The 26,932-nt window shown below is 54.8% G+C and carries 28 protein-coding genes; 10 read left to right on the top strand and 18 right to left on the bottom strand.

Annotation, left to right across the window (positions count from 1 at the left end):
- The first annotated feature begins 9 nt into the window (after positions 1-9).
- From SD69_RS01580 to SD69_RS01555, 6 genes are all read left to right on the top strand, one after another.
- Positions 10-1,269, top strand: a complete 1,260-nt coding sequence (locus tag SD69_RS01580) for an ABC transporter permease (protein WP_041521816.1) — start codon at positions 10-12, stop codon at positions 1,267-1,269.
- Positions 1,270-1,309: 40 nt separating this feature from the next.
- Positions 1,310-2,383: an efflux RND transporter periplasmic adaptor subunit gene (locus SD69_RS01575; protein WP_041521815.1), complete on the top strand. Its 1,074-nt coding sequence runs from the start codon at positions 1,310-1,312 to the stop codon at positions 2,381-2,383.
- Between the two features lie 91 nt (positions 2,384-2,474).
- Positions 2,475-3,137, top strand: a complete 663-nt coding sequence (gene yrfG, locus SD69_RS01570; protein WP_041521814.1) for a GMP/IMP nucleotidase — start codon at positions 2,475-2,477, stop codon at positions 3,135-3,137.
- Positions 3,130-3,537 carry an RNA-binding S4 domain-containing protein gene (locus SD69_RS01565; RefSeq protein ID WP_041521813.1) on the top strand — a complete coding sequence of 136 codons (408 nt, stop codon included), beginning with the start codon at positions 3,130-3,132 and terminating at the stop codon, positions 3,535-3,537. Before yrfG ends, SD69_RS01565 begins: the two co-directional genes overlap by 8 nt.
- A 68-nt stretch (positions 3,538-3,605) precedes the next feature.
- Positions 3,606-4,481, top strand: a complete 876-nt coding sequence (gene hslO / locus SD69_RS01560) for an Hsp33 family molecular chaperone HslO (protein ID WP_041521812.1) — start codon at positions 3,606-3,608, stop codon at positions 4,479-4,481.
- Complete coding sequence (locus SD69_RS01555) at positions 4,481-5,332, top strand: MipA/OmpV family protein (RefSeq protein ID WP_041521811.1); 852 nt, start codon at positions 4,481-4,483, stop codon at positions 5,330-5,332. Before hslO ends, SD69_RS01555 begins: the two co-directional genes overlap by 1 nt.
- Before the next feature lie 113 nt (positions 5,333-5,445).
- On the opposite strand, the gene SD69_RS01550 is transcribed toward SD69_RS01555, so the two are convergent.
- The 11 genes from SD69_RS01550 to SD69_RS01500 form a co-directional block, all read right to left on the bottom strand.
- On the bottom strand, positions 5,446-5,898 hold the full coding sequence (locus SD69_RS01550) for a DUF2147 domain-containing protein (protein WP_041521810.1): 453 nt from the start codon (positions 5,896-5,898) through the stop codon (positions 5,446-5,448).
- Positions 5,899-5,960: 62 nt separating this feature from the next.
- Positions 5,961-6,905 carry a GGDEF domain-containing protein gene (locus SD69_RS01545; RefSeq protein WP_052480797.1) on the bottom strand — a complete coding sequence of 315 codons (945 nt, stop codon included), beginning with the start codon at positions 6,903-6,905 and terminating at the stop codon, positions 5,961-5,963.
- 98 nt (positions 6,906-7,003) lie between these two features.
- Positions 7,004-7,447: a hypothetical protein gene (locus SD69_RS01540; RefSeq protein WP_041521809.1), complete on the bottom strand. Its 444-nt coding sequence runs from the start codon at positions 7,445-7,447 to the stop codon at positions 7,004-7,006.
- 59 nt (positions 7,448-7,506) lie between these two features.
- Complete coding sequence (locus tag SD69_RS01535; RefSeq protein ID WP_041521808.1) at positions 7,507-9,336, bottom strand: DUF885 domain-containing protein; 1,830 nt, start codon at positions 9,334-9,336, stop codon at positions 7,507-7,509.
- 12 nt (positions 9,337-9,348) lie between these two features.
- Positions 9,349-9,777 carry a hypothetical protein gene (locus tag SD69_RS01530; RefSeq protein ID WP_041521807.1) on the bottom strand — a complete coding sequence of 143 codons (429 nt, stop codon included), beginning with the start codon at positions 9,775-9,777 and terminating at the stop codon, positions 9,349-9,351.
- Between the two features lie 8 nt (positions 9,778-9,785).
- Positions 9,786-10,064, bottom strand: a complete 279-nt coding sequence (locus SD69_RS01525; RefSeq protein ID WP_041521806.1) for a hypothetical protein — start codon at positions 10,062-10,064, stop codon at positions 9,786-9,788.
- 30 nt (positions 10,065-10,094) lie between these two features.
- Positions 10,095-11,081 (bottom strand): cellulase family glycosylhydrolase, encoded by a 987-nt coding sequence (locus SD69_RS01520; protein ID WP_052480796.1) that lies wholly within the window; start codon positions 11,079-11,081, stop codon positions 10,095-10,097.
- 81 nt (positions 11,082-11,162) lie between these two features.
- A complete protein-coding gene (phoR, locus tag SD69_RS01515; protein ID WP_041521805.1) occupies positions 11,163-12,449 on the bottom strand; it encodes a phosphate regulon sensor histidine kinase PhoR in 1,287 nt (428 codons plus the stop codon).
- A gap of 30 nt (positions 12,450-12,479) precedes the next feature.
- Positions 12,480-13,178 (bottom strand): phosphate regulon transcriptional regulator PhoB, encoded by a 699-nt coding sequence (phoB, locus tag SD69_RS01510; RefSeq protein ID WP_041521804.1) that lies wholly within the window; start codon positions 13,176-13,178, stop codon positions 12,480-12,482.
- A 194-nt stretch (positions 13,179-13,372) separates the two neighbouring features.
- Positions 13,373-14,242, bottom strand: coding sequence for a 4-hydroxybenzoate octaprenyltransferase (gene ubiA, locus SD69_RS01505; protein WP_041521803.1), 870 nt, complete (start codon positions 14,240-14,242; stop codon positions 13,373-13,375).
- A gap of 4 nt (positions 14,243-14,246) precedes the next feature.
- On the bottom strand, positions 14,247-14,846 hold the full coding sequence (locus SD69_RS01500) for a chorismate--pyruvate lyase family protein (protein ID WP_041521802.1): 600 nt from the start codon (positions 14,844-14,846) through the stop codon (positions 14,247-14,249).
- A gap of 140 nt (positions 14,847-14,986) precedes the next feature.
- On the opposite strand from SD69_RS01500, the gene SD69_RS01495 reads away from it, so the two are divergent.
- Positions 14,987-16,240, top strand: a complete 1,254-nt coding sequence (locus SD69_RS01495; protein WP_041521801.1) for a dicarboxylate/amino acid:cation symporter — start codon at positions 14,987-14,989, stop codon at positions 16,238-16,240.
- A gap of 78 nt (positions 16,241-16,318) precedes the next feature.
- Here the strand turns inward: SD69_RS01495 and SD69_RS01490 are convergent, their stop codons facing one another.
- The 3 genes from SD69_RS01490 to SD69_RS01480 form a co-directional block, all read right to left on the bottom strand.
- Positions 16,319-17,725 carry an aminoacyl-tRNA deacylase and HDOD domain-containing protein gene (locus SD69_RS01490; protein WP_041521800.1) on the bottom strand — a complete coding sequence of 469 codons (1,407 nt, stop codon included), beginning with the start codon at positions 17,723-17,725 and terminating at the stop codon, positions 16,319-16,321.
- Positions 17,726-17,867: 142 nt separating this feature from the next.
- Positions 17,868-19,958: an ATP-dependent DNA helicase RecG gene (gene recG, locus SD69_RS01485; RefSeq protein ID WP_041521799.1), complete on the bottom strand. Its 2,091-nt coding sequence runs from the start codon at positions 19,956-19,958 to the stop codon at positions 17,868-17,870.
- Between the two features lie 2 nt (positions 19,959-19,960).
- Positions 19,961-20,896 carry a hydrogen peroxide-inducible genes activator gene (locus SD69_RS01480; RefSeq protein WP_041521798.1) on the bottom strand — a complete coding sequence of 312 codons (936 nt, stop codon included), beginning with the start codon at positions 20,894-20,896 and terminating at the stop codon, positions 19,961-19,963.
- Between the two features lie 51 nt (positions 20,897-20,947).
- Here SD69_RS01480 and SD69_RS01475 point away from each other — a divergent pair, with 51 nt between their 5' ends.
- Entirely contained in the window at positions 20,948-21,796 is an 849-nt protein-coding gene (locus SD69_RS01475; RefSeq protein WP_041521797.1) for an SDR family oxidoreductase, read from the top strand.
- Between the two features lie 18 nt (positions 21,797-21,814).
- On the opposite strand, the gene SD69_RS01470 is transcribed toward SD69_RS01475, so the two are convergent.
- The 4 genes from SD69_RS01470 to SD69_RS01455 form a co-directional block, all read right to left on the bottom strand.
- Positions 21,815-22,204, bottom strand: coding sequence for a RidA family protein (locus SD69_RS01470; RefSeq protein WP_041521796.1), 390 nt, complete (start codon positions 22,202-22,204; stop codon positions 21,815-21,817).
- A 203-nt stretch (positions 22,205-22,407) separates the two neighbouring features.
- Positions 22,408-22,827: a response regulator gene (locus SD69_RS01465; protein ID WP_041521795.1), complete on the bottom strand. Its 420-nt coding sequence runs from the start codon at positions 22,825-22,827 to the stop codon at positions 22,408-22,410.
- Complete coding sequence (locus SD69_RS17925; protein ID WP_052480795.1) at positions 22,805-24,352, bottom strand: sensor histidine kinase; 1,548 nt, start codon at positions 24,350-24,352, stop codon at positions 22,805-22,807. Before SD69_RS17925 ends, SD69_RS01465 begins: the two co-directional genes overlap by 23 nt.
- Positions 24,353-24,361: 9 nt before the next feature.
- Positions 24,362-25,123, bottom strand: coding sequence for a substrate-binding periplasmic protein (locus SD69_RS01455; RefSeq protein ID WP_041521794.1), 762 nt, complete (start codon positions 25,121-25,123; stop codon positions 24,362-24,364).
- Between the two features lie 268 nt (positions 25,124-25,391).
- Here SD69_RS01455 and SD69_RS01450 point away from each other — a divergent pair, with 268 nt between their 5' ends.
- Both SD69_RS01450 and SD69_RS01445 read left to right on the top strand, forming a co-directional pair.
- A complete protein-coding gene (locus SD69_RS01450) occupies positions 25,392-26,189 on the top strand; it encodes an AfsA-related hotdog domain-containing protein (protein WP_041521793.1) in 798 nt (265 codons plus the stop codon).
- Positions 26,190-26,204: 15 nt separating this feature from the next.
- A complete protein-coding gene (locus SD69_RS01445) occupies positions 26,205-26,888 on the top strand; it encodes an HAD family hydrolase (protein WP_052480794.1) in 684 nt (227 codons plus the stop codon).
- The last annotated feature ends 44 nt before the right edge of the window (positions 26,889-26,932 follow it).

Below are 26,932 nucleotides of genomic sequence, written 5' to 3'. Positions count from 1 at the left end.
ATTAGACGTGTGATTGATTTTGATAAGTGGCGGGAAATTTTCACTTCGCTAACACAGCATAAGCTGCGTACCGCTTTGACGGCCTTTGGTGTGTTCTGGGGCATTTTTATGTTGGCCGTTTTGTTGGGAGCGGGCACTGGTTTACGCAATGGCGTTATGGATGGGTTTCCGGCATCGCCCAATAATATTTTCATCTGGAGCGGCAGTACCACTCAGCTTCCCTACAAGGGCCTGCCCATTGGGCGCCGGGTGACTCTAAAACCGGAGGATGTAGCGGCGATCAAACGCGACGTGCCCAGTGTTGCCGAGGTGTATGGTCAGAACAGTATTGGTGTCTGGTCGGGCACACCGCCATACACCGTGCATAAAAACAACAGTGGGACTTTTTTTGTGCAGGGTTCGCACGCTGGTATGGCGGCAATACACTCGGTAACGATTACCGAAGGGCGCTATTTAAATGAAATCGACGACCGACAAAAACGCAAAGTTGCCGTTATCGGTGCTCGGGTGAAAGAGCAGTTGTTTGATCCAGGTGAGCCAGTTATCGGTGCGGATATTCGCGTGGCGGGTATTAACTTTCAGGTGGTGGGAACCTTTGAATCTCAGCAGCGCGGTAATAACTCGCAAGACGAAGAAAAAATTCACATTTCTAACGATACTCTGCGTCACGCTTTTAATCAGTCTGGCTGGATTGGCAGTTTTGTGATTCAGCCTAAGCCCGGGGTTCATGCCAGCCAAGCGGAACAAGACGTTAAACAATATCTGCATCAGCGCAAAGATGTACACCCGGATGATGTCGGTGTGTTTGGCAGTTTTAACTTGCAGGTGGAGTACGACAAGATTCAGGGATTGTTTACCGGCATTAACTTTTTTAGCTGGTTGGTGGCGGTGGGCACCATTACCGCCGGCGCTATTGGCGTCGGTAATATTATGTTGATTGTGGTTAAAGAGCGAACCCGGGAAATTGGCGTACGAAAAGCGCTGGGGGCAACGCCGTTGTCGATTGTATCGATGATTGTACAGGAGTCTGTGGTGATAACCGCTGTGGCCGGATACTTTGGTTTAGTGGTGGGAGTGCTACTGTTGGCAGGCGTATCCAGTGTGCTGGAGGCAACGGGCGGATCGGATATGTTTGCCCGGCCCTCGGTGGATTTTACTACCGCCTTGATAGCGGTGCTGGTGTTGATCGTCTCGGGTGTGCTGGCGTCCTTGCTGCCCGCGGCCAAGGCGGCCGCGGTCAACCCCATTATCGCCCTTCAAGACGAATAATAGATTATAAATTTAATTACTTTTTAATGAGCCGAGTGTCATGAAGAAATTTTTTGCAATTGTTTTACTGTTATTTGTGGCGGTACTGTTTATCGGCACGGCCGTTTTTTTGTACCAAAAATCACAGGAGTCTCCCGTGGTGTATGAAACGGCTTCGCCTTTTGTTACCGATATTGTGAAAAAGACGGTGGCTACTGGTAAGGTGATTCCGCGCAAGCAAGTGAATGTCACCTCGCAGGTATCCGGCGTGGTGGATGAGCTGTACGTAACGGCGGGCGAAACCGTTAGCAAAGGCGATTTGGTCGCAAAGATCACTCTGGCGCCGAATATGGTTACCCTAAACCACGCGGAGTCGCAGCTAGAAAGCGCCCGCATTAGCTTTGAAAACGCCGAGGACGAGCTCAATCGACAAAAGAATTTATTGCAACAAGAGCTGGTGTCGGTTTCGGCTTACAATAAATACCGGCTTGATTATCAGCTGGCCAAAGAGGCCATGCACTCGGCGGAAAACAATTTGTTGCTGATTCGTGAGGGGGCGACCCGCCAGTCGGATTTGGTGTCCAACCGTATTCGGGCCACGGCGGACGGCATGATTCTGGATGTACCCAATAAAGAGGGAGCGTTTATTGTCGAGTCGAGCACTTATGGTGCGGGTACCACGGTGGCCACGCTGGCCGATATGACCGATATGATTTTTGAGGGCCTGGTGGACGAGGCCGAGGTGGGCAAGATTCGCGAGGGCATGGAGCTCGTTCTGGACGTGGGCGCACTCGCGGGCGAGCCATTTTCGGCCGAGCTTGAGTATATCTCCCCGCAGGGGGAGGACGATCAGGGCACCATTAAATTTGAGATCCGCGCAGCGGTGACCTTGTCCGATAAGCTGTTTTTGCGTGCTAACTACAGCGCCAACGCTGACATCGTGTTAGATAAGCGCGAAGATGTGCTGGCGATCAATGAAAGTAACCTCTTGATCGAAGAGGATAGCTACTTCGTGGAGGTGCAAACCGCACCCCAGCAGTTTCAGCGCCGCGAGATTGAGGTGGGCTTGTCTGATGGTATAAACATTGAGGTTGTATCTGGGCTGGCTGAAAGTGATAAAATCAAAAAACAGTAACGCTTGGCGCAGTTGAGCGTTAGTCCCGGAGCGTCGCGAGCGGCGCTTGCGTCCTCACTTTTACAGCCCTGCTCGATGTTAGAGGTATACCATGATCGATTGGCAAGCTATTGATACCGTTATGTTGGATATGGACGGCACCTTGCTCGATCTGCATTTTGATAACTACTTTTGGCTGCACCACTTGCCCGCCCGTTACAGTGAAATTCACGGCGTCGACTTTGAAATCGCCCGAGCCAAGCTCGCCGAGCGCATCGATGAGCACCTAGGAAGCTTGCAGTGGTATTGTCTGGAGTTTTGGTCCGACGCTTTGGAGTTGGACATCCGGGGGCTGAAAGAAGAAATCAAGCATAAGATTCAAATACGCCCGCACACCGAAGAGTTTCTTGACCGGCTGCGCGCTGCCGGCAAACAAGTCATGTTGGTCACCAATGCCCACCCGCAGAGCATGTCGTTAAAGTTTGAAGTCACCGAGATCGATAAACGCTTTGACTTGATTGTCTCCTCTCATGAATTCTCCCACGCCAAAGAGGCCCAGGAGTTTTGGCACGCCTTGGCCGCGCGCGAGCCGTTTGATCCGGCCCGCACGCTGTTTGTGGATGACACTTTGCGGGTGCTGGATTCGGCCCGCGATTACGGCATTGCTCATTTGTTGGCGATTCATCAACCCGACAGCCAGATCGCGCGGCGTATTGAGGGCTACCCGGCTATTGAGCACTTTAGCGAGATTATGCCGGAGGTGCCCCGTGGGTGAGCCTGTCAGCACCCGGGTGCGGGTCGATAAATGGCTGTGGGCGGCGCGCTTTTTTAAAACCCGCAGCCTCGCCAAAACCGCCATCGAAGGTGGTAAGATTCAGCTCGACGGCCAGCGCATCAAGCCCAGCCGCGAATTAGAGGTTGGCATGGTGCTCACCATTCGTCAGGGCTGGGACGATAAAACCGTCGAGGTGTTGGCCTTATCGGATAAGCGCCGCGGTGCCCCCGAGGCGCAGTTGCTTTACCGCGAGACCGAGGCCAGCATCGTGCTGCGCGAACAGCGCGCCGCCGAGCGCAAGGCCGGGCTTGGCAGCTTTATTATCAGTGATCACCGCCCCAACAAAAAAGAGCGGCGCCAGATTCACCGGTTTCGCCGCGCTATGGATGAGCCAGAGTAATTCTGCGCCGCTTTTATCTATGTCCCATCGCGCGTATGCGCCTGTTATTGCCAGTTTTGGAACCCTCTATGATCAGCAACGATTTACTCCACCGCTTTATTTTTGACGACTGTGATATCCGCGGTGAAATTGTCACGCTAGGCACCAGTTACCGTGAAATCCTCAGCCACAATGATTACCCAGAGGTGGTGCAGTCGTTGTTGGGCGAGTTTGTCGCCGCGGTAGCGCTGTTATCCAGCACGCTTAAATTTGATGGCGTGGTGACGTTGCAGGCACGCGGTGAAGGCGCCCTCTCACTGGTGATGGCCGAGTGTAGCCATCACAACGAGATTCGCGCGATTGTACGCCCGGCACCCGAGGGCGAAATCGACGCCGATGCCGCCAGCCTGCCTGACTTACTGGGCCACGGCGTGTTAGCCATTACCCTCGACCCGGCCAAGGGCGAGCGCTATCAAGGCGTGGTACCGCTGGATGCCGATAATCTGGCCGGCTGCTTAGAGCATTATTTTCGTCAAAGTGAGCAGCTTGAGACACGCTTTTGGTTGGCGGCGGATGACAGCACGGCGTCGGGCTTATTAGTACAAGCGCTGCCGCAACAATTGTCGGCCAGCGCCGAGGCCAACGCCGATCAGTGGCGCACAACCATAGCGTTGGCCGACACTGTTTCTGCCGAAGAGCTTTTGCGGATCGATCACCATCAGCTGTTGTACCGCCTGTTTCACGAGCAATCGCTGCGGCTGTTTAACCCCAGTGAGTTGCGCTTTGCCTGCAGCTGCTCGCGCGAGCGCAGCGCCGAAGCGCTAAAGTCGCTGGGGCAAGAGGACGTCGAGCAATTACTGGTAGAAAAAGGTGAAATTACCATTGATTGCCAGTTTTGCAATCAGTTGTATCGCTACAATGCCGCCGATATCCGCGCTCTGTTTGGTCAGGGGACACTCCACTGATGATAAGCCGCAAAAACCTCAATGTCTTGAGTGGCCTGCTGGCTCTGACTATTTCGCTGCAGGCGTTCGCTCAAGCGCCCTCGGATGCCGATGACGAGTCGGGCACCGGCTTAGTCAAGCAGCAGCCAGAAAAGCGCTGGGAAGCCGGCATCGGTGTCGGCGGCCTCTATGGGCCGGATTACCGTGGCTCCGAGTCTTATCGCGATTATATCGCGCCGATTCCGTACCTGGTGTACCGGGGCCCGGTGTTTCGCACTGACGGTGACGGCTTGCGCGGAGATTTTTTACGCACCGAAGCACTCGAGCTAACCGCCAGCATGGCGGTATCGGTGACCCCGGACAGCGATAAAAACGAGCTGCGCGAGGGCATGGAAGAGCTGGGCTCCACCCTTGAGGCGGGCCCTGCGATTAATGTTAATTTAACCGGACCAGATTTTTCTCAGGGGTTTTCGCTCTCGTTTCCGGTGCGGGCTGTGGTGGCGCTAGGTGACGGCTCGCCAGAGTATATTGGGATGGTGACGACCCCCTCACTGATTTACCGGCAGGCAATTAATGGCGGCTGGAAGTGGACGGCGCGCACCGGCCCGGTATTTGCCTCGGGCAAATATCACGATTACTACTACACCGTAAAACCCGAGTACGCCCTGCCAGAGCGCCCCGCTTACGAAGCCAGTAGCGGCTACAATGGCTTTAATGCCCAAACGGCTCTCAGCCGGCGCTTTAGTGATTATTGGTTTGCGTTTTATTTGCGCTATTCAAACTTGCAGGGCACCAACTTCCGCGATAGTCCGCTGGTCGAGACCGAGCACAATGTGATGGGCGGCTTTGCTATTAGCTGGGTGATTTTTTAACCGCTGTAAAAGGCAGCGTTGTTAAGCCGCCATACGATTATTCATCCAGTGCTAGATAACCACTTGAGGATGACATCGTTTGCTTCGTTATTTACAGTGGCTAGTCGCCGAGCTTAGGGAGTGTAGCGCTCCCAGGTCTGGCTGCGGCCAAATAACGAGATACCAATAAAGCCACGCACCGTTAGGCTGTTGCCCCCTTCGTTAAGCTCTAGCTTGGCTTTGTAAACTTTCCCCGTTTTGGGGTCGAGGATACTGCCTCCCGCCCATTCACCTTCGGCCTCGCGGGTTAAGCCCCACATAAACGTCAGCCCTTTGAGGGGCTGATCTTTAAAGTCGTCGGGGCACTTTTCACAGCGAGAACCTTTAGCCTCTTCGCGCAGCAGCTCGGTAATCGTCCCGCTGAGCTCACCGGCATTGTCCACCTCAAGTTGCACAATGCTTTTTCGGCTGCCATCGCGATCGTCAATGGTAATCCAGCTCCCTTCGACGGCGGCGGCATGGCTAAACGTGCTGCTAAGTGCTGTTAAACATAACAAAAACAGGCGCAAATGAAGGAGTTGTCGCATATAAGTGCCTCGTCGTTATCGGTAGCTTAGAGCTAAAAGAATCTTAAAAGCATCGTTATAAACTATAGAAGTACCGTCGGCTTGCTGCCAGTATCGTCCGATTGGTGTTGCACACAGTTACGGCCGGCGTGCTTTGCGCTATAAAGCGCATCATCGGCGCGCCGGAGCAGGTCGGTGAAGGTGGTATCGATGCCGCTCGCGGTGCCCACACCAATGCTGATGGTGATTTGCGCGGTGCCGGCGGGCCCCGTAAAAGTCAGCTGCTGGCAGTGATGGCGCAGGCGCTCGGCCAGCTGAAGTGCAGAGTTTAGTTGGGTACTGGGGAGAACCACTGCGAACTCTTCACCACCAAAGCGGCCCAGGATGTCAGCCGAGCGAAGTTGTGTTTGGCACTGCTGCGCCAGCTCATGCAAAACGTGATCGCCAAAGAGGTGACCGTGCTGATCGTTAATGCGCTTAAAGTAGTCGATATCAAAGATCATCAGCGCCAGTGGCGTTTGGTAGCGTTGAAACTCGCTAAAGTGCTGCGCGAGCTCGGCCAGTAATTTGCGCCGGTTATAGCGGCCGGTTAGTTCATCGGTCTCGCTCAGTATCTGTAGTTGGCCTTGCAGGTTGTGTCGCTCGGTAATATTTGACGCCACCCACACCACGGCTCGCTCGCCGTTAATCTGGTTAGGTAGCGGTTGGATACGCCCCTCAAACCAGATGTCGCCTGTGGGGCCTGTATCGATGGGCAGCCCATCGACGTCGCGTCCAGCCAGGCTGTACTCTACGATGCGTAAACAATTTTGCTCTAAGGTGAGGCGGATTTCTTGCAAAAACCAGTCGGCTTTCTCGCGGGTGAGTACATCCTGTAGAGCGAAATCAACCAGATGCGAGCCATCGTGATAGTACTGGCGATCGTGTCCACCCAGAATCGCGGCATAGCGGCCGGACTCGGTTAACACAAATGCCGGGTCCGGCAGCGCTGCAATCATATCCAACAGCAGGTCGTGGGCATCACTCATGGCGGGTCCGGTGTTAAGAGCCGTTATTAAGGTGAGTTTAGATGCCAGTTAAGCGCAAGGGCAAATAAATTCCTGTGGCAGGATCGTTTGTACGGTGCTTAATTACGGCGCATAGGCACCGGAATATCTTTGGGCTTCACCATTCCGGGCTCCTCACTAAAGCGGCTGTAGGCCGCCGCATGGGCATCGGCAATACGGCCCAAAGCAGCTGTGAGCTTGGGGTCGTCACAGCCATCGATGTTCTCCCAAAGCTTGTCCACGGTCGCGAGAGCATTCTTTTTGTCATCGGATTTGTTCATGCTGATCATCAGTTGGATGTAATTCTGAATGCCCAGCTTATTTTGCATTTCTTTTTCCACCACATGGCGGGGCTCAATTTCGGGCAGCTCTATGTTTTTGCAGCGCTGCTGAATAGCGCCGTTGATTGTGTAATTCGACATCATGGTACGAAAGTCGGTACCCAACTGGCGTAAGTCGGCGTGCGCATTGAGGGCAGCCGTGGCGAGCAGCACAGAGAGTGCGGGGCGAATGATCTTATGCATAGAGCCTCTTAATCTAACAAAAAAGTATCGTTGCGGTGCGCGGCGCAATTGTACCACTGTCACTGGGTGGCGTCCGACTGCACCGCCAGCCACTGCCGGATGCGGCGCTGTAACACGGTCAGGGGCAGCGAGCCCGCGCCCAGAACCTGATCGTGGAAGGCTTTGAGCGAAAACCCAGGGCCGAGTTCCTTTTGCGCCTCAGTGCGCAGCGCTAAAATAGTGTTCATACCGATTTTGTAACTGGTAGCCTGGCCGGGCATCACAATATAGCGCTCTACCTCGCGCCGGGCATCGTCACGGGTTAATGGTGTATTGGCGACAAAATAATCGATGGCCTGCTCCCGGCTCCACTTAAACTGATGGATGCCGGTGTCCACTACCAGCCTCACGGCGCGCCACAGCTCAAAGCTTAGACGGCCAAAGTCGGAGTAAGGGTCGGCGTACAGGCCAATCTCTTTAGGTACTTGCTCGGCGTAAAGCCCCCAGCCCTCGACGTAAGCGGTGTAACCGCCGTGGCGCCGAAACGCCGGCAGGTCGGTTAGCTCCTGGGCAATGGCGATTTGCATGTGATGGCCGGGCAAAGCCTCGTGATAAGCCAGCGCCTCCATCTGGTAGCGCGGCATCGCACTTAAGTCGTGCAGGTTGACGTAGTAAATACCCGGGCGCGAGCCATCGGCGGCGGGGGCTTGGTAAAACGCTTTGCCGGCGGATTTTTCGCGAAACGGCTCCACCGCTTTGACCTTAAGTGTGGCTTGGGGTAGATGGTCAAACAGCTCCGGCAGCCGCTCGCGCATGGCATCGATCAGCGCCTGGGTGTCCGCCAAATACTGCTCGCGCGCACTGGCATTGGAGCTGTCGGCGCTATCGTCCGGGTGATAGTACTGCGCCGGGTCTTGTTGCAGTGCGCTGAAAAACTCATTCAGGCTGCCGGTAAAGCCGACGGATTTTTTTACCGTCTCCATGGCCTTGTGTAAACGGGCGACCTCTTCCAGCCCCAGTTGATGAATTTCCCTTGCGCTCATATCGGTGGTGGTGTTTTTGGCCAGCGTGTATTGGTAGTAGGCCTCGCCGTTTGGCAACTTCCATACCCCGTCACGGTTATCGGCTTTTTTGGCCAGCTCATCCCAAACACTTAATAGCTCTTGGTAGCCCGGTTTGACACTGTTAAGCAGCGCCTCACTGGCGCTGTCGATTAGTTGCTGGCGCTGCTCGGCGGCTATGTCTAACGCCTCAACTTTGCGGCTAAAATCGGCCAGCAACGGGCTTTGCGTGTCGCTATCGGGGGTAAAAGGTTTACCGCTGATGATATTGGTGATGTCGCGGCGCACTTGCGGGTAGACAAAGGCGGGGGCCAAGATGCCTTGTTGGGCGCGGCGATTTAGGTTTTTGGCCAACTGTTTCAGCAGTGGCTCTACCCCCTGTAGCCTGGAAATATAAGCGGTAGCATCGCTCAGCTGGGTAATTTGGTGCGAGTTAATTAAAAACGACGCAACGCTGGCGTGCCAGCCAAACATTTGATTCACCGGGTAGCCGTAATCGCGCCATTGATAGCCATCGATGTCCTGCTCTAAATCAAAGCGCATGAGCTCGGCGCTGAGTTGGTTGTCCGGGTTGAGCTTGTCCAGATCGAGAGACTCTAAGCGAGCCAGCTGATCTTGATAGAGTCGGTAGTACAGCTCGGTTTGCGCGGGGCTGATATCGTCCCATTCGCCGTAGTGAGTTTTGCGCCCGAGGTGGGTTTGAAACATGGGGCTAAGCGATACCTGCTCTTCAAAAAATGTTTCAAACAGGGCGCGGGCTTTGGCGTCTTCTGTTTGTGACTGTGCCAGAGCGGCTGGAGACACAAAAAATAATAGCGTAGCCACAAGGGCGACGTTAACGAAGCGCATAAATGTCCTTATTTAGGGTTTATGATTTTGTTTGTGTTGCGCCATGGCTACATCGGCGCGGCTGCGAAGTTTGTCTTTTTGGCGGATGGCCGCAAACGGGTCGGGGGCATCGGATTCTGGCGGTGGGGTTTGCGGGCGGCGCGACTTTTTGCTCGTATGGCGCTCGGCCTCGGTTTCGTCTTGTTTATCGATGTGCGCAATCGCGCGCGAGTTGTACCAATAATACAGCAGTGTCACACCGATCAGCGCCAGCCACTTCAGTACAAACGAGATCCACAGGTGCTGATGCTCGGCGGTGGTGGTGGCCCAGGAGACATAGTCGCCGTGCACCATGGCGATAAAAAAATAACTGATAAAAAGGATCAGCGTCGACACAATCGGGCGTCGATAACGCTTCCAGATAACGGTGGCTAACGCCGACTTAGCAAGAAACCGAAACATATCAGCCCCTACGGAAACAAGCTCAAACCCAGCGCGGCAATCAGGGCGACAATACCGCGGGATTTGTATTCGCTGATGATTTTATCTTCTTCTTCTTTGACGATCACTTCTAAGACGTCTGGCTCGTAATCTTCCGGTTTACGCCCGTGCAGATAAATACGGGTGCGCGCTCGCTCGATCGCCTTGTGACGAATCTTGCCGGCGTATTTGCGTTTTACTTTCTCGTAGTTGCGGCGCAGCAGGTTACTGCGTTTATCTTCGCGCAACTGGTTTTCCGGTAAGCTCATAGTTGCTCCGAGGGCGAGCGCGACGACGGGTTAAGGTGCGCACTCGCCAGTGGTTTGTAAATGGGTACGCTTGGCGTTGCGGGCAATGGCGTAAGTCTCATCGAGCATGACCTCGCGCCCCCAGCCGGTTAAGCCTTCGACAGTGCCGTCATCGCTCATATCCAGATGCTTTTGGGGTTTGTTGCCGGGGCCCCACGACCATGGCAAAAAGCCGATGTCCAGCTCCAGAGCGGTTTTAATGATGGTGCGATAAGGAATGGCGCCCCCTTCACTGTCGTCCCAACGATCGCCAAACTCGCCGATAATTAAAGGCAAACCGGCGTCCACCGATTCCTGCAGCTCGGCCCGTACCCTTGCGTCATCGTAGCCCCACATCTTGGGCCACCACATATGCACTGACAGTAAAATGTTTTTTTGTGGGTCGGCTGCCATCAGCGCCGGCCCGGCCGCTTGCAGAGTGTCGATATCTTTACCCCAGCCGGGCGCGTCGATCATCAGAGGCACCCGGTAGCCGGCTTCGCGCAGCCGTGTAATAGCGCGTACATAGCCTTTGGTGTACTCATCAAGCGGTACCTTATCGCCGACCTCGTTGCCAATGTTAACAATGGTATAGCGCTGATGCTTGGCGATAGTGGCGGCTATTTCGGGTTGCGTCCAGTAGTTGATCAGCAGATCGAGCTTAGACCAGTCGCCTGTGGCATCGTGCAGCTCAATGATCGGAAACAGTTGTTGTTTAAAGGCATTTTTGAGCACCGCGTTGAGCTCGGCAGGCTTGCCCTCAGTAGTCCAGACGATACGCACGGTATTGGCGCCGGTTTTGGCGATCTCGCTAAAGCTCGACAGGCCGGTGCGATCGAGCCAATACACCATGCGGTTGGGCCCCATAGGAACAAAGGGTTCACCGCAGGCGTCGAGCAGCTGCCGTCCATCCAGGGTAAACGTGCCGGACGCGTCCTGATCGGCGGCCTGAGCGCTGCTGAGCAAAAAAGAAATGACGAGTATAGCCGCTAGTTTCATATTGCCTGTCTGTATCCATTGATATCGTATTGGCTACAGTTTAACCCGAATAAAGGGCGATTGATGCCCAGGGTTAAAAAATTATGACAGCGGGGGATCGTTGACGGGCAGAACACAGGTGAAGACACTGCCCTTGCCCACTTCGCTGCTGATTTGCAATTCGGCGTCGTGGCGCAAGAGCACATGTTTAACAATGGCCAAGCCAAGCCCTGTGCCGCCGGTACCGCTGTTGCGGCTGGCATCCACGCGGTAAAAGCGCTCGGTGAGATGTGGGATGTGTTTGGCGTCAAAGCCTACGCCGTTATCACTCACGGAATAGTAAATACGCGGGCCGCTGCGCCACAGGCGCATGGCGATTTTGCCGCCTTCGGGGGTGTATTTAACGGCGTTGATCACCAGGTTTGAAAAAGCGCTGTGCAGCTCTTTTTCATTGCCCAGAATACTGAGCTTGGCGGTGCATTCGAGGGTTAGAGTTTGGTGCTTCTCGGCGCTGAGTATGGCCGCCTCCGATTTAACGGTTTGCAGCAACGGCTCTAGCTCGACGCGTTTTTGATTAAAGCCGGTATCGGCGGTCTCGAGCTTAGAGAGCATGATTAAGTCGTTGATCAGCAGCGACATGCGCTTGGATTGCTGCTGCATTTGCTCCAGCGGCTTGCTCCAGGCCGGTGTGCTGTTATTGTCGGCCATGGTTTCTAAATAGCCGCTAATGACAGTCAGTGGGGTGCGCAGCTCGTGCGAGACGTTGGCGACAAAGTCTTTGCGCATCTGCTCTAAATGGTAAATTTGGGTGATGTCACGGACCACGATCAAACGCTCGTTTTTACCAAAACGGGTAATTTGAAACTGCAGGCGTTTATCGGGAAAGCGCGGTGAGGGAATATCCAGCGGCTCGGCGTAGTCACCGGCTTCAAAGTAATCGACAAAGCGCGGGTGGCGAATAAAGTTAATAACCGACTGGCCTTGGTCGGAGTTGTAAAACCCCAGTAGGCGCTGGGCGGCTGGGTTCCACCAATCGAGGTAGCCACGCCAGTCGAGCAGAATCACGCCGTCTTTGAGGGCTGAGGTGGTTTCCTGAACGCGATTAATAACGGCCTGCAGGTTTTTTTTCTCGCGTTTTTGGCGCCGCTGAAGGTGGTAGATCGCGTCAAACACTTCGCCCCACAGGCCCGTGGCCTCGGGTGGTTGACGCTTGCGGTTGCCCGTGAGCCAAATATTCAGGCGCAGCATTTGCCAGAGGCTCCAGCCGATGTACCAAAAGGCAAATAGCGCCAAGGTCCAGGCGAGCTGGTCGACCAGTAGGCCGATGATAACGGCAATACTAAAGATAACCGCCAAGCGTTTCAGCTCGGCATTGAATCCCTGTAACAAAATCGTTCAGTCCTGTATCGGCGTGGGGCGTTAGCTGGCCTTGGTCGAAAAGCGATAGCCTGTGCCGCGGACGGTCTGAACCAAATTTTCGTGTTGATCCACCGTAAGTGCTTTACGCAGGCGGCGAATATGGACATCGACGGTGCGCTCTTCGACATAGACGTTACCACCCCAGACGTGATCTAACAATTGGCTGCGGGTGTAAGCGCGTTCTTGGTGGGTCAAGAAAAACTGCAGCAGGCGAAACTCGGTGGGCCCCATATCCACTTCGCGATCATTGATGGTCACGCGGTGGCTGGAGGGGTCGAGGCACAGACCTTGAACCTGAATAGGCTGATGGCTGTTGGCGTGGGGGTCGGCGCGGCGCAATACCGCTTTTAAGCGGGCGACCAACTCACGTGGCGAGAACGGTTTGGTGATGTAGTCATCGGCGCCCACTTCCAGCCCCTGAATTTTATTGTCCTCTTCGCCTTTGGCGGTGAGCATAATAATAGGGATGTTGGCGGTCACTTCGTCGCGCTTTAAACGCCGTGCCAGTTCAATACCGCTGGTGCCAGGCATCATCCAGTCAAGCAGAATCAAGTCGGGTTTCTCATCGACAATAAGCCCGTGTGCGTCCTGCGCATTACTTGCCTCTAAGCAGCGGTACTCGGCCATTTCGAGGGCGATACGCAGCATATCGCGGATTGCGGATTCGTCGTCAACGATAAGGATGGTGCGACTTGTCATAGTGCCTGCCTGTATGTTCCATCAATTGCGGATAATCAGTGAAGCGGCGGTAACGGATGGCATTATCAGCCGGGTGCGTCCCCTTCTTTGCAAGCGTATTTAATGTATAAATTGTTGCATATTTATGACAGCTTGGCGGTAAATTTTACCCAGCAAGTGATTGGGGGGGCGATTTGGCGTCAGGCGAGCGATACTTACCACTCGACTAAACCGGCGACAATTCCGCCGAAAACAACCAAACCTACCCAATTATTGTTAAGAAATGCGGCAAAACACGGCCCCCGCTGGCGGTAGCGAATAAGCCGCTGTTGATAGACGAACAAGCCGGCCGCAGCGGCGACCCCGACGTAGTACAGAGCGTTTAGCTCAAACCGTGAACCCATTAACAGTAAGCCTATGACGACTAACACCTGCAAGCTGGCGGTAATGACGCGGTCCTGATCGCCAAACAGCACGGCGGTGGACTTGATGCCGATACGCAGGTCGTCATCGCGATCGACCATGGCGTAGAAGGTGTCATAGACGATGGTCCACAGCAGCACCGTAAAATAAATCAGCCAGGCCTGTTGTGGTACCTCGTTGCGCACACTGGCAAAAGCCATGGGTATTCCCCAGGCAAAGGCGGCTCCCAGCACCACTTGCGGCAAGTGGGTATAGCGCTTCATAAAGGGGTAGCAGCACGCCAGTGCCAGGCCGCCAAAGGCGAGGTAAAGCGTCAGAGTGTTGGTAAAGAGCACCAAAATAAACGACAGCAGTACCAGCGTGGCAAATACCCCCCAGGCCTCTTTAACACTGACCTTGCCGGTGGCGAGTACGCGATTTTTGGTGCGCTCGACGTGGCCGTCGAGGTTGCGATCGGCAAAGTCGTTGATGACGCAGCCGGCCGAGCGCATGGCGATGGCGCCCAGGGTATAAATAATCACTAAATGCAGCGGTGGTGTGCCGTCGGCGGCCAGCCACAGCCCCCACAGTGTCGGCCACAACACCAACAGCCAGCCTATGGGGCGGTTTAAGCGGGTCAGCTGGGCGTAGAGTGTTAAGCGGCCGAGAATGAGATTAGTCATGGTGTTAGGTCCGGGAGTCGAGCAGCGCCGGTAAAAAAACCTCACTGACGAGCAGGGATTTACCGAACAGAAAAAATTTTGAACGTCGGCCCCAGAGCATATCATCTCCTTGAACGCTGGGGGGGATGAGCCGCTCATGGGGCGGCAGCTGGGCGATTTGCATGGGAGATCGGCCCAGCTGCCGGTGGCTAAACAAAAAGCCTCCCAGCGGGCGGTTGGCGAGCTTGCGCAAATGTCGCAGGCGCCCAGTCAGGCTCGCGGCGGGAAACACGCTGCGGGCATACACCCAAGCAGTCGCGTTAGGCCCCAGTAGCAGCACCTCGCGTATCAGCGCCCTACCCCGGCCGAGTTGCAGGGTGCGGCGCTCTGACAGGGTCGGTTGCCCCCAGTATTGGCGCAGCACCTGCACCTGCAGTTGCCCCGCGCTGCGTTTGCGCAACTTGGCGGTGAGCGAGCCGTCGTCAAACAGCCATGGTTTTATCGCCGGCGGCAGGTTGAGCGCGTGTGCGGCTGGCTGCCAGAGCCCTAGCCCGCGCCGGGCAAAGCGACCAGGGGCGCCAGACGATAGCGCCGGGCGAGGTTGTAGCGCACGCGATTGGGTCAAACGATACCTCGATATGCTGGGGTTAGGTGCGGCATTTTAACAGCAGTGGTGAGCATCAGCACAGGACAATTGCCCGTCGCTGAGTTACCCTCGCACATTCAAGATTGGGGGCATGCAGCCCGTGCGGTAAGAGATTGTTTATGAGTCTGACAAAAAAAATACTAGTCGCCATGGTGCTCGGCATTGTTATTGGCCTGCTGTTAAACCTGTTTACCGGGCGCGAAGCCGACAGTTGGGTACAGGTGTACTTGGTCGATGGTTTGTTCGATACAGTGGGCGCGGTGTTTGTCGCCTCGCTCAAACTGTTGGTGGTGCCGTTGGTGTTTGTCTCACTGGTGTGCGGCACGGCCAATTTGGGCAATCAATCGCGCATGGGCGGGCTGGCGATAAAAACCATTGGCCTCTATTTACTTACTACTGCCATTGCGATCACTTTGGCGATCAGTATCGCCAGCCTATTGGGGCCGGGCCTAGGGCTTAACCTGGAGGCGAGTGGTTCGGCCAGTATGGATACCGATTTGTCGCTCAAGCAGACCATCATCAACATATTTCCCAGCAACCCGGTGGCCGCGATGGCCGAAGGGAATATGCTGCAGGTAATTGTGTTCTCGGTTTTGCTGGGGGTGGCGATCGCCAAAAGTGGCGAGCAGGGCGCACCGGTCGCGAGCTTTTTTGAGAATTTAAATCATGTGGTGCTGCGCATGATTATGATGCTGGTGCAGCTGGCACCCTACGGCGTGTTTTGCCTGTTGGCGAAGCTGTTTGCCTCTATGGGGTTTGGGGTGTTTCAGGATCTACTGTTTTACTTTTTTACCGTCGCCGGGGTGTTACTGCTGCAGGCGGTTGTCGTATACCCGAGCCTACTTAAGCTGTTGTCCGGCCTTAACCCGTTGATTTTCTTGCGTAAAATGTACCCGGTGATGGTGTTTGGTTTTTCCACGGCCTCCAGTAACGCCACCTTGCCGGTTACCATGAGCACGGTGGAGGGCAAGCTCGGCGTGGATAACAAAGCGGCCTCTTTTACCTTGCCGTTGGGGGCGACCATTAATATGGATGGCACCTCGATTATGCAGGGCGTGGCGACGGTCTTTATCGCTCAGGCCTACGGTATCGATGTGGGCATTATGGGCTATTTGATGGTGGTGTTAACCGCCACTTTAGCGTCTATTGGTACCGCCGGCGTACCGGGCGTGGGGATGGTGACCCTGGCGATGGTGTTGCAACAGGCGGGCCTGCCGGTAGAGGAAGGCATTGCGCTGATTATCGGGGTGGATCGGTTGCTGGATATGATTCGCACCGCCGTGAATATCACCGGCGATGCGGCGGTGACCACGGTGGTGGCAAAAAGTGAACAGTTGCTAGACGAAGAGCGCTACCGCGATCAAGCCGCTTAGGGCACCGCCGGTGTGACCTGGGCGCACCGGCGGCTTCGATTTGGTAAAGCCGCTCAACTAGTATGGTTACAGGTTTGGTTAATTGCCGCTGGGGTTAAGGGCGCTGGCGATATGCTCTAAATCGTCGGACGACTCAATCACATTGGCCACGGTGGCCTCCGCCTTGTCCCGGGTGAGTTGCAGCTCAGCAAATAGCGCCTCGGGTATGGCCTCGCATGGGCCGGTACCAATGTTATGTTGGCGCAGTAGCATGCGGGCGAGGTATACCAGCTTGGCGTAAACTGCGTACTCGCCTTGATAATTTGGGTTGTTTTGCTGGCGCAGGCCAACCACCACTTCCTCTGGCATGCCCCACAAGTCCATTAACTGGCTGGCAATTTGATCGCGGCTAATGTCTAGCAGGTGGCGCTCGATAGCTTGCGGTGTAACGTGTGGGTTGGCCTCACTTATGAGGCAAAACTGCCGGTAATACGGGGGGAATACCTCGGCCATAATCAAGGCGCCAAAGTTGTGCAGCAGACCGGTCAGGTAAGCCATGCCAAAGCTTGGGCGGGCATCGCGGGGAATGGCGGTGACTAGTCCCTCGATGGTGGCGGCCATATACACGGCTTGCTGCCAGTAGGGTAGCTCGCCATTGGGGCTGTCTTTGGGCAGGTGTAATGTTTTGCCCAGCGCTAGCCCCAAGGCCAGGTTAAGCACCATGTCAAAGCCCAGCACCCGCACAATGGCGTCGTGAATCGACTTAATTTTACCCGGCGCTGAATAGTAAGGCGAGGCCGCCCAGCTGACGACCTGCGCGGCCAAGCTCGGGTCGGTCTCGACGATTTGCGCTAAATCAGAGATGTCGGCGTTGGGGTCGACCCGCAATTTAATAATGCGCTGTGCGGTGTCCGATAGCGGGGGCAGCTCGAGGGTTTCTTCCAGCCGTTGGCGCACCCGCAGCTGGGTGAAGTTGCGGATAGCGACCTCAATTTGTGCGCCATCATCCGCGCCGCTGTCGTCCGTCTCAAGAGGTGCTAGTGCTACAGATAGCTCACAGACGATAGCGTCTTTTAATATTTGCTGAAACTCGTTGCTGTGTACCCGAATCAGTTGGCCGTCGTCGCCCGAGTCCAGCAGTAAGCTGTCGCGCTTTAACAGTTGTTGGTCTACCAGTGTGAGTAAGCCGGCGACTTGCGGCAGTGCCGGCACCGACTGGAATTGGTTGGCTTCACAAAACTGTTTTAAAGCATCGGGCTCCGCGGCGCGCAATTCACGGCTTAGGTGTCGGTTTACGGCGGTTAAATCGAGTAGGCGATCTGCCCCCAATACCACTTGAACCCGCCCGATTTCATCCTGTAGCAAAATCGAGCGTGCCGCGCCCTGCTGGCGTAAGTGTTGCTGATACCAAATGACCGTGTCGTTACCCTCTGGTGTGGTCGCAGCAAGGTCATAGTTAATATTTTGGCTACTGAGCAGTGTTTCGACACTGGTAGGTACTGGCACTGAATAATCTCCTGGTCGTGGTGCTCATTGGGCGTATCATCGTTTTGTTTTGACGCCCTAACTGACAATATAAAGCCTAATGGCGCCAACGGCTACGACTGCGTTAAAACTGTGACTTAGGTCACCTTTTTTGGCGGTAATCTTAGGCGCCAAGATAGCGCTCGCGGCCGCCCAGCCAGCGCTCGATAATGGCACTGGCACGTGCCGGATCGCGATTAATAATAAGCTCGCCGGTTTTTCGCACGGCATCTAATAAGTGGCTGTCGCGTTGTAAATCAGCCACCCGAAATTCCATCTGCCCGGTTTGGCGGGTGCCTAAAACCTCGCCTGGACCGCGCAGCTCTAGATCTTGCTCGGCGATATAAAAGCCATCGGAGCTCTCGCGCATGACTTTAAGGCGCGCTTTGCTATTGCGCGACAGCGGTGTGCCGTACAGCAGCACACAGTGGCTGGCATCTTGCCCGCGCCCTACCCGGCCGCGTAGCTGGTGCAGCTGCGATAGTCCCAGCCGCTCAGGGTTCTCGATTATCATCAGGCTGGCGTTGGGCACATCTACGCCTACTTCAATCACGGTTGTGGCCACCAATAAATCCAACTCACCGGCTTTAAAGGCGCCCATAACGGCCTCTTTTTCGGCGGCTTTTAAGCGTCCGTGCACCAACCCTATGCGCAGTTCGCGCAGTTGCTCTTTTAGGTTATCGGCCGTTGCCTCGGCCGCTTGAGCCTCCAGTGACTCAGATTCTTCAATAAGCGTGCACACCCAATACGCTTGGCGGCCCTCGCCGCAGGCGGCGCGCACCCGCTCGATAATTTGCTCGCGCCGCTGATCTGAGATAACCGCCGTGGTAACCGGGGTGCGGCCCGGGGGTAGCTCGTCGATGACCGAGCAGTCTAAGTCGGCATAAGCGCTCATGGCCAGAGTGCGCGGGATGGGGGTGGCGGTCATGATCAGCTGGTGCGGGGTGCATTCGCCATGGGCGCCCTTCTCGCCCAATGCCAGGCGCTGGTGGACGCCAAAGCGGTGTTGCTCATCGATAATCGCCAGCGCCAGCTGAGCAAAAACCACCTCTTCCTGAAATAGCGCGTGGGTGCCCACCACCACCTGCGCTTCGCCGCTGGCGATGTTGGCCAGCTGTTCGCGACGGGCCTTTTGCCCAAGTTTGCCGCTCAGCCAGCCAACGTGAATACCCAAAGGCGCGAGCCAGGCGCTAAAGTTAACCCGGTGCTGCTCGGCCAAAATCTCGGTGGGAGCCATTATTGCCGCCTGTTTGCCGGCAGCCACGGCCGCTAATGCGGCCAGTGCGGCAACCACGGTCTTGCCCGAGCCGACATCCCCCTGAACCAGCCGCAGCATCGGCTCGGCACGCGCTAAGTCGTTTTGTATGTCAGTACTTACTCTTTCCTGAGCACCTGTTAAATCGAAGGGGAGTTGGGCGAGAAACGCTTGTTGCAGCTCTGGGGTCGGGTGTAGTGGCAGCGCCTTTTGGCTGCGAATGCCCTGGCGAAACTGCAACATACTCAGTTGATGGGCGAGTAGCTCTTCAAACGCCAAACGCTGCTGAAAGGGGTGGATGCCCTCGGCCAGCCGATGTAGGTCGACGTCTTTGGGTGGGTTATGCAGCAAGCTCAGGGCCTCGGCCAGCGGTATTTGGTCGAGAGTTTTACGCACGCGCTCGGGCAGGAGCTCTTCTAGCTGATAGCGCTCCAGCATGGTCAGAGCCTGTTGCGTCAGGCTGCGCAGGCGCGGCTGAGTTAGGCCGTCAGTGGTGGGGTAATGGGGCGTTAAGCTCTGGGCGAGGGGTTTGTGATCGCCTTCGGCTAATAGCTCATATTCTGGGTGCACCATCTCCAGACCGCTGGCACCGCGGCGGGCCTCGGCAAAGCAGCGCAACCGCGCGCCGCTGGTTAAACGCTGCTTTTGCGCGCCGGTAAAGTGAAAAAAACGCAAGGTGAGGGTGCCGGTGTTGTCTTGTACCCGGCACACCAGCGAGCGACGCCGTCCGTACACCACGTCAGCGGCGCGCACTTCGGCCTCAATAACAGCGCTAACACCCGGTTGCAACGCGCCAATGGGTTGTACCCGTGTGCGGTCGAGATAGCGCGACGGCAGATGAAACAGCAGTTGCTGGACGGTGCGAATGCCGAGTTTGGCGAGTTTTTCGGCCAGCGCCGGTCCAACCCCCGAGAGGCTGGTTACCGGCAGATTCGCCAGAGTATCCGCAGAGCCGTTCATGCTCAGTTACGCAGGGTGATGAGCGGGTTGTCGCGCTGACAGTGGCGAATGGCGGTGCGCAACGCATCCACCGCTTTAAAGCGCGGAAAGCTGGCGCGCCACGCTAACGCGACGGTGCGGCTCGGGGCCGGGTCGTTAAAGGGGCGGGTAACCAGTACCTCTTCGCTGTAGCGGCTAATGCCGGCGGCGGATACAGGTAAGATGGTGATGCCCAGACCCGAGGCGACCATGTGGCGCAGCGTCTCGAGCGAGCTGCCCTCGGCGGCGGTGTGCACTCCACCGCTGTGCCCCTCTACCGAGGCCTTAAGATGTGGGCACGTTTCCAGCACCTGATCGCGAAAGCAGTGGCCTTCGCCCAGCAGTAACACCTCTTCGGAGTCCAGTGCTGTGGGGTCGATGCTGTCGTGTTGCGCCAGCGGGTGATCTTTGCGCATCAGCACCACAAAAGGCTCGTCGTACAATGGCTGGGTAACCACGTCGGCCTCGGTAAAGGGCAGCGCGACGATAATTACGTCTAGCTCACCTTTGCGCAGCTTAGTGCGCAGAGTGCCGGTGTAGCTCTCCTCGACGTACAGGGGCATTTTGCTTACTTCTTTTTGCAGCTCGGGGATAAAGCTTGGCAGTAAGTAAGGCCCAATGGTAAAAATCGCGCCAATGCTGAGGGGGCTGGATAGCTGGTCTTTGCCCTCGTTAGCAATGTCCTTAATGGCGGCTGACTGCTCGAGTACTAGATTGGCCTGGGCGACGATCTTCTCGCCTAGAGGTGTGGCGGAAACCCGCGATTTGGAGCGCTCAAACAGCGATACACCGAGTTCCTCCTCAAGCTTTTTAACGGCAATACTCAAGGTGGGCTGGCTGACAAAGCAGCGTTCGGCGGCACGGCCGAAGTGTTGCTCCTGAGCCAGGGTGACGATATAGCGCAATTCTGTCAGAGTCATGGTTCAGGTCCTGTGGGCTGCAAAAGTCATCGTGATGGGTACACTAGCAAAATGGATAGCGAAAAACTATTAATAATCGGTTGTGGTGATTTAGGGCGGCGTTTGGCGGACGCTCTGAGCGACAGCCACATTGCCACTACCGGGGTGCGCCGACACCCGCCCGCGTCGGCCGGCGCTCTGCAGTACCGCGCACTGGATGCAGCCGATGAGCAAGCTATGACCGAGCTGGTGGCGGAGGGGTTTGACCATATTGTGCTCACCTTAACGCCCGCCGCTCGCAGCGAGGCCGGCTACCGCCAAGGCTACGTACAGCCGTGTAAAACGCTGGTGCGGGCTCTGGCTGCGGCAAAACAGTGCCCTCGTCGTGTGTTGTTTGTATCCAGCACGGCCGTTTACGGCGAAAACGCAGGCGAGTGGGTTGATGAAGCTACAGCGCCTCATCCTGTGCGCTATAACGGCGAGCAAGTGCTGGCGGCCGAGAATGTCCTGCGCCACGCCGAATTACCCCTGAGCGTGTTGCGTTTATCGGGCATTTACGGGCCGGGGCGCAGTCGGCTTATTGATAATGTGCGTGAAGGGCGAGCGGCTCCGAAGCCTTCGTGGACCAATCGCATTCACGCCGACGATGCCGCCGGGTTTATGGCGCATTTGCTGCTGAGTACAGCCGTGCCGCAACCGCTATACCTGGTGAGCGATAGCGAGCCGACCCCTTATTCAGAGGTGGTGACTTACATTGCACAGCGTGTGGGGGTGAGCTTGCCCGGTGCCGTGCCGGCCGATGGTATGAATAAGCGCATCGATAACCGGCGGCTGTGTGCCAGCGGTTACCAATTGCGTTATCGGGATTATCGCGAAGGGTTTGCCGAGCTGTTAGGCGCGCCGGATACCGTGGGTGGTTAAACGAAGCCCTTTGCCTGTTTAGCCCGCCGTTACCATAATGCCGTCGGCTTCAACTTGAGCGCCTTTAGGCAACTGGCTGATGCCGATGGCGGCGCGAGCCGGGTAGGGCTCGTCGAAGTAGCTTGCCATTACCTCGTTGACGATAGGGAAGTTGCTCAAATCGGTGAGGTAAATGTTGAGTTTAACAATGTCTTGTAAACTGCCACCGGCGGCCTCGCAGACGGCGGCGAGGTTTTTAAAAACCTGATTGGCCTCGGCGGCAAAATCACCCTGTACCATCTCCATGGTCTCCGGGATCAATGGAATCTGGCCGGACAAATAGACGGTTCCATTGACCTTGACGGCCTGTGAGTAAGTCCCAATTGCCTCGGGTGCCTGGTCTGTGTGGATGATTGCTTTGTTAGGCATGATGATCCTTGCTGTATAGGAGAAAGCCAGTAAGTATAAACCGTGAGCTTGCCAGGGGCCAAGGGTATAGGGTAGGTAAAGGCGGGCATTACTGAGGTGTTGCTCTTCGCTGTCGCCAAAGCCAGAGTCTGTTAATTGATGGTTGAATTTTGCATGAAACAACAGCGTTCGCTGCGCTGCATGACACTTAATGCTGCCATTGGTTAATGAGCGCGCGTTAACCAGTGATCAAGCTCTTGATGAAGGCGAGAGGTGAAATGCCCAAAGTCGACGGATTTTTGCAGGTAACTGTTGGCGCCAAACTGACGGGTTTGGGCAATATCGATTAAGTCGTCAGAGCTGGTCAAAATCAACACGGGCGTGTTGTGGTACTCCTTGGAGGCGCGCATCCGCTGTAAAATGCTCAAGCCGTTGCCGTTGGGGAGGTTTATATCCAGCAGAACCAAAACGGGCGCGTCTTCGCCTGACCTGTGGCTATAGCGGCCCTCGGCGTAAAGAAATTCAAGCGCCTGTTTGCCATCGGTTGCCAGCTCGATATGGTACCGGTCGCTAACATGTTTGAGTCCTATAAGCGCCAGCTCGGCGTCGTCAGCATTATCTTCAACCAGTAGTATTGTGCTCATAGTGTTTGTCTTCCTCCGTGAAACAAAAATAAAACGTAGCGCCTTTATCGGGAGCGGCTTCTGCCCAGATCTGCCCACCGTGACGGCTAATAATCCGCTGTACCGTGGCCAACCCAACACCCGTGCCTTCAAATTCATCGGCTTTGTGCAGGCGGGAGAAGGGCGCGAATAACCGTTCAGCATAGTCCATATCGAAGCCTGCGCCATTATCGCGAATATAAAATACCTCTCGCCCTCGATAAAGACATTGGCCAACTTCTATTTGCGCATGTGCTTTAAAGCGTGTGTATTTAATGGCGTTCTCTAATAAGTTTGCCATTAACATGGTAAAAAAACGTCGGTCGGCCAGCGTTTGCAGGTTAGGTTGAATAATCAGGCTGATATCTCGCTCGGTTTCGCGCTCTCGTAACTCGGTAAATAGCTGGCGGGTTTGCGAGCTTACATCGATCGGTTCGCGTTGCAGCTCACCGAGAGTGGCGCGGGATAATCGTAAAAAACTATCGATCATTTCGGCCATTTCTCGCGTGCCGGCCTCTATACGGCCTAGGTAATGCTGACTTTGCTCGGGTAATAAATCACAGCAATCGTTTACCAGCATGCGACGAAACCCTTCTATTCGTCTCAGGGGCGCGCGTAAATCGTGTGATACGGAATAGCAAAAACTGGCTAGCTCTTCGTTGGCGGCTTGCAGCTCTGAGGTGCGTTGTTTAACGCGATCTTCCAAAATGGTATTGAGGTACCTTACTTCTTCTTCCGCTTTTCGGCGGGCCAGTACATCGCGGGCCAAAGCATCATTGGCTTGACGCATACGATCATAGGCTTGGGTTAAGTTTTCGCTCAATCGGTTGAATGCGCTAGCCACTTGATCGAGCTCATCGTTACGATGCTTATCGGTACGTTTTAGCGTGAGCGGTGAGGTTGAATTATCTACAGTAAATTGATTCACATGTTGCGCTATTCGCACCAGATGTTTAGTAATAAGCCGATGGACGATAAACAAAATAAACAGTGACACTAAAAAAGTTTTAATGCCCTGTGTGAAGAGTATTACAATTAACTTTTCCCAAAGACGAGAATAGACCTCTTTGAGTGATGCCTGTACCCGCAGCGTGCCAATCACTCTCTCGCCACTCTGTCCGTGATGAATAATCTTATAGTCACGATTAATAACCCTGTGCCGAGTGAACTCGCCCAGTACAATAGTTAAGGGCTGAGACACGCCTGTCGGGTCTTCGTAAATGGCAACCGCCACCACCCCGGGCAGTTGCCGAATTCCCTCCATTTGTATTTTTAGCTGATGCGGATCGAGATTCCACATGCTGGCACTGATGCTGGCCAAATAACTGCTTTGTACGTCATCCAAGCGAGTTTTAATTTGTCCTACGTCACGCTGAAAATCGACAAACAACTGAAAGGCTGTCGCTACCAGTGTGACGAACGAGCTAAACAACACAATGGCAAACAACAGGCGTCGGCCAATACGATCACCAGTTAACGGCGGGTTATGATGTGGCTGTTTAACCATTATAAATGGTTACAATTCGTGTTGTTTTTGAATGGTGACAAGAGCGCCCTCTGTGCGCATGTCGATAAGTGCCTGATTAATGGCCGGCATAGCATTTAGCCGTTCTGACGCTTTAGAACACTGAAAAATCAGCGGAATAGTTTGCATGACTAAAGGGGGGCCGAGAGAGTCGGTAATACCCTCTAAGCGCGCAATATACATCAGAGTTGGAATCGCACCGACGACGACATCTACCCGGTGACGGGCAACTTTACGTAAACCGGTGGCATAATCGGTATCAAAGACTTTCTCTAAGTCGTTATCGTTATCAAAGCGCTCGTTGAGTGAGCCTCCACGCAATACCGAAATTCTTTGCCCCGCTAGATCCTCGTATTCCTTAAGTGAAACACTCTTGTTTGGAATAGCGCCTAAAGGGTGATGAAACGTTAGTTCTCCGGCAACCACTTTATCTGTATCGAGGGGGGCCAGGATGGTGCAGTCTTGCGTGCCTCGCTCGATTTCTCGCGCGGCCCGGGCAAAAGGGGCGAGCGTAATATCAAACTGATAACCGGTGCGCTCAGTCAATGCTTTGACAATATCGATAAACGCGCCGTTCATCTCGCCGGTCGACGGTGTTGCTGAGGCCCAGGGTGGTGCCGCAATAGTGACGATTTTAATGGCGGCTCTGGGCTCACTGTCGGCTTGTGCGTGTGGTGCTATCAGTACCAAAAAGGCACTCAGGATAAAGCCCAGCAGGTGCTTAACCACTTGAAAAAAATCATTATTATTCATTAGCTTGTGCCTGTATGTTGCGGGTTGAAGGGCTCTTGTACTGTCATCTTCCCAGTATAACGCGACTTTTCCAGTCCGTCAGTTCCCACGCTAAATCACCCCAACCCCGATCTATTCATTTGTACTTTCTCAGCAGCCCTGCGCGGTATTAGCCGGTGTTAATACTGAAGCGGCACAGCTCTAGCTACGATCAAAAAGCGGCCACGCCATACCGGCGTGAATAGGCCGTTCCTTGAAGTTCGTCCCTTTATATGAATGAGGTAATACCATGAACGATCGTATTTTATTAGTGGTTGGTGACAAGTTTACTCCTTATATCGCACAAAAAGAGGCCATTACGGTTTCGCAACTGCACGGCTTGCTGAGCTTGCCGGTGCATATCTTAGGTAACCAGGAGCGAACGGTCTTGGTTCCGGGGCAAGGGATTGGCGAGCTAAGCCGTGAGCGCTTATTGGCAGCCGCTAGCCAATCAAGCAATGTTTCTGGATTTGATTTTTCGCTCTGGCATAACTTACCTGTACGCGCCAGTACGGCGATGTCGCATAAAGCTGAGGTGTGCAATATCTTGGTGTCTATGCCACGCCCGGTATCGGCAACTGAGTATGAGTTGGCGCTGATGATTGATGAAGACTGTGAATTAATGCAGGACCATTTGAGTGGCCAGCACGTACAGGGAATGGTGATTATTGAAGCGGCGCGTCAGGCGATGCTGGTGGTTACCGAGGCGTACCTTATGCCTAAGTCAGTCATCGATTACAGTTTTGTTTTTAACGCGTTGTCGGTGGCTTATAGCCATTATGCGTTCCCCGTTAACGCCACGATTCGAACTCACATTACCGAGTGTTCGGTTGATAACCCAAAGTTTTTGAAGTTTGCAGCGGTCACCTCAGTTGAGCAGTCGGGCCGTACCGTGGCCGAGTTTACGATGTCGTTTTCGGCCATGGAGAAAGCACGGCTGGTTAAACAGGAGCGGATGCAATCGGTAAAAACCCATCGTCAGTTTGTTGCTGCGATAGCCGCGGAGTTAGAACAAGCTGAGATTTTAGCTGGCCATACATCACTATAGCGTGAGGGAATTGTTATGAGTAATAGTCAAACGTTCGTTAATCCCAAGCGTGGTTACGCCTTTTTTGATGTAGACAATACGCTTATTAGAATCAACAGCATGTTGAGCTTTCAGGATTTTTGGTACGACTTATATCCAGATCTGAATGCAGAGTCCAGTTATCGGGCCGATTTACACACGCACCTTCACTCGCATGCGTGTTGGGAAACAGTCAATAAACTCTACTATCGGCATTTTGCCGGACGTTCGGTGACGGCCCTCTCTCAGGCGGGCGAGCGCTGGTTTCGGCATTGTCGATCGGCTTCGGAGTTTTATTGTCAGCCTGTGCTTGATGAGCTCCGCCAGCACCAACGTGCCGGTTATCAAGTCGTGTTCGTTTCGGGGTCGTTTCCAGCTGTGTTGAGCCCCATTGCCCGCGAGCTGGGGGTAACGCAAATATTGGCCACACAACTTGAGCAGCAGGAGGGTGTCGTAACAGGTTATCTAACGGCGCCGCCAATGGTGGGAGCCGGAAAGCGTGATGCGATACGGTCTTTGCTTGCTAGTCAGGGGATCGCTGAAGTCAGTTATGCTTACGGTGACGATGTGTCTGATATCCCAATGCTCAGTGTCGTGGGGAATCCGGTGGTAGTGGCCGGTGGTCGTTTATCGCCGGCTCAAACTAAAAAACTGGGATGGCGTTTAATCGCTGATGTGTAAGCGTTAGCCAATCGGGTCTTTGCACTTTGGTGTAGAGGCTCGAT

This window comes from Gilvimarinus agarilyticus (assembly GCF_000832015.1).
Lineage (GTDB): Bacteria > Pseudomonadota > Gammaproteobacteria > Pseudomonadales > Cellvibrionaceae > Gilvimarinus > Gilvimarinus agarilyticus.
Note: the sequence above shows the minus strand (reverse complement) of the source record. Positions and strands in the feature narration are given on the sequence as shown.